General features: G+C 39.2%; 2 tRNA genes and 4 rRNA genes (2 of these 6 only partly in view). All 6 read right to left on the bottom strand.

Going from position 1 to position 5000, the window contains the following annotated elements:
• Window positions 1–448: ribosomal RNA gene (locus FEZ18_RS04925) — 23S ribosomal RNA — on the bottom strand (it extends 2402 nt beyond the left edge of the window).
• 250 nt (window positions 449–698) lie between these two features.
• A tRNA-Ala gene (locus FEZ18_RS04930) sits at window positions 699–772 on the bottom strand.
• Window positions 773–1020: 248 nt separating this feature from the next.
• Window positions 1021–1094: transfer RNA gene (locus tag FEZ18_RS04935), tRNA-Ile, on the bottom strand.
• A gap of 160 nt (window positions 1095–1254) precedes the next feature.
• Window positions 1255–2776 (bottom strand): 16S ribosomal RNA (locus FEZ18_RS04940).
• 1759 nt (window positions 2777–4535) lie between these two features.
• Window positions 4536–4643, bottom strand: a 5S ribosomal RNA gene (rrf, locus tag FEZ18_RS04945).
• A 163-nt stretch (window positions 4644–4806) separates the two neighbouring features.
• Window positions 4807–5000: ribosomal RNA gene (locus FEZ18_RS04950) — 23S ribosomal RNA — on the bottom strand (it continues 2655 nt past the right edge of the window).
• The 16S, 23S and 5S rRNA genes sit together here with 2 tRNA genes alongside, the layout of an rRNA operon.

Below are 5000 nucleotides of genomic sequence, written 5' to 3' on the forward strand. Positions count from 1 at the left end.
CTTATCGGATGGTCCCGACTGTTTCATACAGGATTACTCGTGTCCCGCACTACTCAGGATACCACTATCTTACTACGCTTTACTTATACCGGGCTATCACCGTCTATGGCCTGTCTTTCCAAACAGTTTCTAATTCATTGTAGCTCAAATATCGTGGTCCTACAACCCCACAATTGCCGTAACAATTATGGTTTGGGCTAATCCGCGTTCGCTCGCCGCTACTGACGGAATCACTTTTGTTTTCTTCTCCTCCGGTACTTAGATGTTTCAGTTCTCCGGGTTTACCTCCATCGCTGGATACTATATCTTCAATATAGTGGGTTGCCCCATTCGGATATCTACGGATCAAATCTTGTGTGCAGATCCCCGTAGCTTTTCGCAGCTTATCACGTCCTTCATCGCCTCTGAGAGCCTAGGCATTCCCCATACGCCCTTATTTAGCTTATTGTACTTTTTGCTTTTTTAATGAGTTTACTATATCTATCAAGAAATTGATAAATACAATATGACTAAACATACATCGCTCGTTGTGAGTATGCTTAATCTTAAATTATTACTTAAATAATAGATTAAATCTATATATTTTTTCATGTATCTTTTTTTCAATATGTCAATGAACGTTTAAAAGTATTAAGATCTTAGTATTAAGTATTAAGACGCATCTTAATACTTTGTACTTTTATCTTTGTACTCTCTAGTGGAGAATATCGGAGTCGAACCGATGACCTCCTGCGTGCAAGGCAGGCGCTCTAGCCAGCTGAGCTAATCCCCCGTGTTTAAGTGAACAGTCTTAGTTAAAAGTTAACAGTAACTAATCGCTGCAACGTTAACTGGGTTGCTCTACTTCTAAAATTTCCTTTTTTTTTAAAGAACGTTTCTTTTAAAAACAATCCTATCGATTCCCTTTAAAAGATACCCACTCTCGTGGGCATACTCAGCACTTAAGTGCTTCGTAGTCTCAGGCAGACTCCCCTCGACTACGCTCAGGGTAAACTTCTCGTCTGTCTTTCGACAACTCTGTAGTCTCAGGCAGACTCGAACTGCCGACCTCTACATTATCAGTGTAGCGCTCTAACCAGCTGAGCTATGAGACTGTTTTCTTGAGATACTAGATGTTTAGACACTAGAATCTAGACTTTAATGTCTAGGCTCTTGGCTCTAGAATCTAATCTCTATATTTTTAAATTAACAGCAATGAGAATAAACTATTTTTCAAGCTAGGTTTTTTTCTTCCTCTTAGTCGTCTTTCTCTAGAAAGGAGGTGTTCCAGCCGCACCTTCCGGTACGGCTACCTTGTTACGACTTAGCCCTAGTTACCGATTTTACCCTAGGCCGCTCCTTGCGGTAACGGACTTCAGGTACTCCCAGCTTCCATGGCTTGACGGGCGGTGTGTACAAGGCCCGGGAACGTATTCACCGCATCATGGCTGATATGCGATTACTAGCGATTCCAGCTTCACGGAGTCGAGTTGCAGACTCCGATCCGAACTGTGATAGGGTTTATAGATTCGCTCCTTCTCGCGAAGTGGCTGCTCTCTGTCCCTACCATTGTAGCACGTGTGTAGCCCAGGACGTAAGGGCCGTGATGATTTGACGTCATCCCCACCTTCCTCACGGTTTGCACCGGCAGTCTTGTTAGAGTTCCCGACACTACTCGCTGGCAACTAACAACAGGGGTTGCGCTCGTTATAGGACTTAACCTGACACCTCACGGCACGAGCTGACGACAACCATGCAGCACCTTGTAAATTGTCCGAAGAAAAGTCTATCTCTAAACCTGTCAATCTACATTTAAGCCCTGGTAAGGTTCCTCGCGTATCATCGAATTAAACCACATGCTCCACCGCTTGTGCGGGCCCCCGTCAATTCCTTTGAGTTTCATTCTTGCGAACGTACTCCCCAGGTGGGATACTTATCACTTTCGCTTAGTCACTCAAACCGAAGTCCGAACAACTAGTATCCATCGTTTACGGCGTGGACTACCGGGGTATCTAATCCCGTTCGCTCCCCACGCTTTCGTCCATCAGTGTCAGTTCATTATTAGTAATCTGCCTTCGCAATTGGTATTCCATGTGATATCTATGCATTTCACCGCTACACCACATATTCTAACTACTTCATAATAACTCAAGATAACCAGTATCAAGGGCAATTCTACAGTTGAGCTGCAGACTTTCACCCCTGACTTAATCATCCACCTACGGACCCTTTAAACCCAATGATTCCGGATAACGCTTGGATCCTCCGTATTACCGCGGCTGCTGGCACGGAGTTAGCCGATCCTTATTCTTACAGTACCGTCAAGCCTCTACACGTAGAGGTGTTTCTTCCTGTATAAAAGCAGTTTACAACCCATAGGGCAGTCATCCTGCACGCGGCATGGCTGGATCAGGCTCTCGCCCATTGTCCAATATTCCTCACTGCTGCCTCCCGTAGGAGTCTGGTCCGTGTCTCAGTTCCAGTGTGGGGGATCCCCCTCTCAGGGCCCCTACCTATCGTAGCCATGGTATGCCGTTACCACACCATCTAGCTAATAGGACGCATAATCATCTTTTACCGATAAATCTTTAATATAAAATCCATGCGAATATTATATACTATGGAGTATTAGTCAGAATTTCTCCTGGTTATTCTCCAGTAAAAGGCAGATTCTATACGCGTTACTCACCCGTGCGCCGGTCGTCGACAAGTGCAAGCACTCTCGTTACCCCTCGACTTGCATGTGTTAGGCCTGCCGCTAGCGTTCATCCTGAGCCAGGATCAAACTCTTCATCGTTAATTTTTATCGTGCTCGCTAATTCTAAAACTAGCCAACAACTTTAACAACTAAATAGGAATGTTCTAGTTCTCAAAATGGTCTATTCTCTTTTGTGATCTTAACCGTTTCCAGTTAAAATCTTACGCTGTCAATTCAATATGTTTATGAACTTGTTTCTCTTGAACTAACGTCGTTTCCTCCGTTAGCGGGTGCAAATATAACACCTTTTTTTAATCTCACAATGCTTTTTAAAGTTTTTTTTAAAAAAAATATCACTCTACTTTTTTTAGCCTTAAATCACACTCTAAATGAACTTCGCAACTAACAAGTTTAATACCCGTTTTAGCGGGTGCAAACATACAATACATTTCCGTATTATCAACCACTTTTTTCTGCCTTTTTTTAAAGTTTTTTTGCCGCCTCTTTAATGACCTTGTTTTGTGGGGGTTATCACTCGAGAAAAAATAAAAAAAAGTGATGTTGCTTGTTTCCTAGCTTAACACAAGCCCACATCCATATGAAAACTGATGGAATATTTTCTTTATTATTTCATGACTATGCGTTCTATAACTCTCAAAAAAAAATAAATAGTACGACTACACCACCTCCCTAAGTCATTTTAAAATATCATAATTAGTGATACGTTGTACATTCTTCTTCCATAAGATAACAACTCTTAGCTGTTTTTGCATAAGTATTTCACAGCATAAGATTATTAATAAAAAATGTTGTTTAAGCCATAACACGCTTTTTAATCATTCTTGCGCTTTATACCAAGCCTAGAATTAAAATGGTTTAACATTTTGAATAAACAACTAGCACTTAAAATTGGGAGTACTGTTCATGTTATCGCATAAATATAAGCAACCGCCTTCTGAATTTTTAGTAGAAGAACTACTGGGCAATTGAGAAATACATAAGTTTAAGACATTAGATCTTGATAGACTCTCATACTGATTTAATTTTGAAATGTCGTGTTGTTAATTTGGTACAAACCAATCGAGATTCTGTATGTATATAAAAGAATAAATAAGTTTGTATAAGCTCTTTATCTGAAAAAATTATAAATCAAAAGGTGTCTAAACCGAAAAGACCATAGTTATTTTTCTTTCTACACCACAAAAAATAATCTATTTAAACATAAAGCCTCATAGCTGCTAAGAGAACCCAAGGGATAACACTATAAGTAATTATACATTTTCTATCATTAATGTCCGACAAAAGACATAAGACCGCTTCGCTAATAGACATAAGAACCAAGACTTGATTCTAACTAACTGATAAACCGAAGTACTTTAAATTAACAAAATAGTTCCTTTAAATCTTAATAATTATTTCAAATAAACAAGGTGACATTTTAAAAAACGTGCAAAGTTCTTAATTTTAAAAGGATGGACAGCATTATAATATTTTTAATCGGACACTAGTGATTTTCTATTAAAAACTTACGCAGTTTATGAGACACTGCCTAAAAGGTTCAAAATAATTCCAATAAAGATCTCAATACTTTATAAGAATCTTATATTTTAAAGTGATCCTCGAAGTTTAAATCATTCGGTAAAATTATTTAACACTAACCTACCGGCCGGAATAATCACTTTTAGATATTTTAGAAATATAAGTTCCTTCTTTAAACTTACACGGCGTGTTATCAAATCTACCAAATCGATATGGCATCGAAGCTCTTTTCTAGTAGTTTAAATTAAGTTTAAGCAAAAAAAAATCCTCAACACAGACATGTTGAGGATTTATAAATTCTAAACTTGATTTAGAATAAAAAAGGCAACGACCTACTCTCCCACAAATGCAGTACCATCGGCGCTAATGGGCTTAACTTCTCTGTTCGGAATGGTAAGAGGTGAGCCCCATCGCTATAATCACCTTAAGTTTTAAGTTAAGAGTTACTTGGTAAAAACTACCTGTTATTAAACCGGTCACTTTTAGCTTTTCACTGTTAACTGCAAGATAACTCTTGCAAATATCTTAACATATTGAAAATAAGAGACATGATGTGTAATAATTATCTAAACTTTATAAAAAAACAGGCGTACAATAAGCCTATGGGTTATTAGTACTACTTGGCTATGACATTACTGCCTTTACACCTATAGCCTATCAACGTGGTCATCTTCCACGACCCTTTAAAGAAATCTCATCTTGTGGTGGGTTTCGCGCTTATATGCTTTCAGCGCTTATCCCTTCCTAACGTAGCTACTCAGCAATGCCGCTGGCGCGACAACTG

This window comes from Oceanihabitans sp. IOP_32 (assembly GCF_009498295.1).
Lineage (GTDB): Bacteria > Bacteroidota > Bacteroidia > Flavobacteriales > Flavobacteriaceae > Wocania > Wocania indica.